Here is a 2,109-nt window from a genome sequence, read left to right as displayed (position 1 = left end):
GTGTCGCGGGCTTCGTGGGTGGGGTGGTCGGGCGGGGCGGGACAGGAGCGCGCTGCGCTTCGGTACTCATCCGGCCCCCTGCTGACACATCCTCGTACCGACCACGGATCACCGCCGCTGACAGGCCTGTTGGTGCTCGCGTGCAGGTCACTCTACGGGCTGCGGGCGGGCTGCGGGGAACGGGACTCCCCGCCGGTGGAGGATCTGTCCCGATCGTCCCCCTACCCAGCCGTAGCGGCTCTCTGGCAAGCTGCGGCCATGACTGCCCGCGCCGCTGACCGGACCCGCTACAACCGGGCCACCGCCCATCTCGACGCCCCGATCGCGATCGTGGATCTGGAGGCGTTCGACGCCAACGCCGACGATCTGGTACGGCGGGCGGCGGGGAAGCCGGTCCGGGTGGCGAGCAAGTCGGTGCGGTGCCGGGCCCTGCTGGAGCGGGTGCTCGCGCGGCCCGGGTTCGCCGGGATCATGTCGTACACGCTGGCGGAGTCCCTGTGGCTGGCGCGGGCCGGGTTCGACGACGTACTGCTGGCGTATCCCTCGGCCGACCGGGCCGCGTTCGCGGAGCTGGCCGCCGATCCGAAGCTGGCCGCGGCCGTGACGGTGATGGTGGACGACCACTCCCAGCTGGAGCTGATCGACGCCTCCCGGGCCGGTGGGCGCGAGGAGATCCGGGTCTGCCTGGAGCTGGACACCTCGCTGCGGATGCTGGGCGGCCGGGTCCGGATCGGGGCGCTGCGTTCGCCGCTGCGCTCCCCCGCCCAGCTCGCCGAACTGGCCCGCTCGGTGGAGCGCAGGCCGGGCTTCCGGCTGGTGGGCCTGATGGCGTACGAGGGCCATGTCGCCGGGGTCGGGGACGCGGTCGCCGGTCGGCCGCTGCGGTCCCGGGCGATCCGGCTGATGCAGGCCGCCGCCCGCAAGGAGCTGGCGGTGCGCCGGGCCGAGGTGGTGCGGGCGGTCCGGGCGGTCACGCCGGAGCTGGAGTTCGTCAACGGCGGCGGCACGGGCAGCGTCCAGCACACGGCGGCCGAGAGCGCGGTGACGGAGATCGCCGCAGGTTCGGGGCTGTACGTGCCCCGGCTGTTCGACAACTACACCTCGTTCACCGCCCGGCCTGCCGCCCTCTTCGCGCAGCCCGTGGTGCGCCGGCCCGGTGTGGGGGTGGTGACGGTCCTCGGGGGCGGCTATCCGGCGTCCGGCGCGGCCGGCGCGGACCGCTCGCCGGTGCCGTATCTGCCCCAGGGGCTGCGCTACGACCCGCAGGAGGGCGCGGGCGAGGTGCAGACACCGCTGCTGGGCTCCCCCGCCGACGATCTGCTGATCGGCGACAAGGTCTGGTTCCGGCACGCCAAGGCCGGAGAGCTGTGCGAGCGGTTCGACACGCTGCACCTGATCGAGGACGACCGGGTCACGGCGAGCGTTCCGACGTACCGGGGCGAGGGGCGGACCTTCCTCTGACCGGGGACACGCGCGGGTTCAGCGGGTTCAGGGGCTGATCGACGCGCCCACGCCTCCGCTCGTCCCGCTGTCTCCGAGCGGGCGGATGCCCCGGGTGATCGTGTCCATGAGCGAGAGCGGCAGCTCGGTGACGTCCGCGTCGAAGGCGAGCCGGACGATCACGGGGGTGCCGCTGCCCACGGACGAGGGGAAGGCGACGGACTGCACGTATCCGCCGGGTCCCTTGCCGGTGGTGACCTGCCAGCGCACCAGGTAGCCGGCGCGTCCGGCGACGGACAGCTGCTCGGCCTTGAGCACCTTGTGCGCGGTGATGCCGCCGTGGTTGCGGCGGCCGAGGCTGTCCTCCTCGTAGGCCAGGTCGGCGGCGGTGACGATGTCGGCCTCGGCCAGGGCCCTGGGGTCGGTCTCGGCGCTCCGGGCGGTGTGGGTGGTGACCGTGCCGTGGTAGCAGAACGACGAGCCGCCGGGGCAGTCGTAGGACTGGACGGTGCGGATGGTGGGGACGTCGGAGGAACTGCTCCTCGGCTTCTCCCAGCCCTCGGGCACCGGCACCGTGACCCCGTTGAGCTGGTCGACGAGGACGGCCGGGTTCGCGTCCGGGTCGGGTTCGTCGGTGGTCGTGGCGGGGGCCGTGGGGGTGGTGACGGG

General features: G+C 73.6%; 2 protein-coding genes. One reads left to right on the top strand and one right to left on the bottom strand.

The window, feature by feature from the left end:
- Positions 1-258 precede the first annotated feature (258 nt).
- Positions 259-1,461, top strand: coding sequence for an amino acid deaminase/aldolase (locus D3105_RS33515; protein WP_118906568.1), 1,203 nt, complete (start codon positions 259-261; stop codon positions 1,459-1,461).
- A 27-nt stretch (positions 1,462-1,488) separates the two neighbouring features.
- Here D3105_RS33515 and D3105_RS33510 read toward each other — a convergent pair.
- The coding region (locus tag D3105_RS33510) for a hypothetical protein (RefSeq protein ID WP_118906567.1) at positions 1,489-2,109 on the bottom strand (621 nt) is incomplete at its 5' end.

The organism is Streptomyces globisporus (assembly GCF_003501885.1).
GTDB classification, from domain to species: Bacteria; Actinomycetota; Actinomycetes; order Streptomycetales; family Streptomycetaceae; genus Streptomyces; species Streptomyces globisporus_D.
Note: the sequence above shows the minus strand (reverse complement) of the source record. Positions and strands in the feature narration are given on the sequence as shown.

Bases quoted from the DNA above. Each gene is read 5' to 3' on its own strand.
- D3105_RS33515 (WP_118906568.1), top strand. From the start codon at position 259: ATGACTGCCCGCGCCGCTGACCGGACCCGCTACAACCGGGCCACCGCC.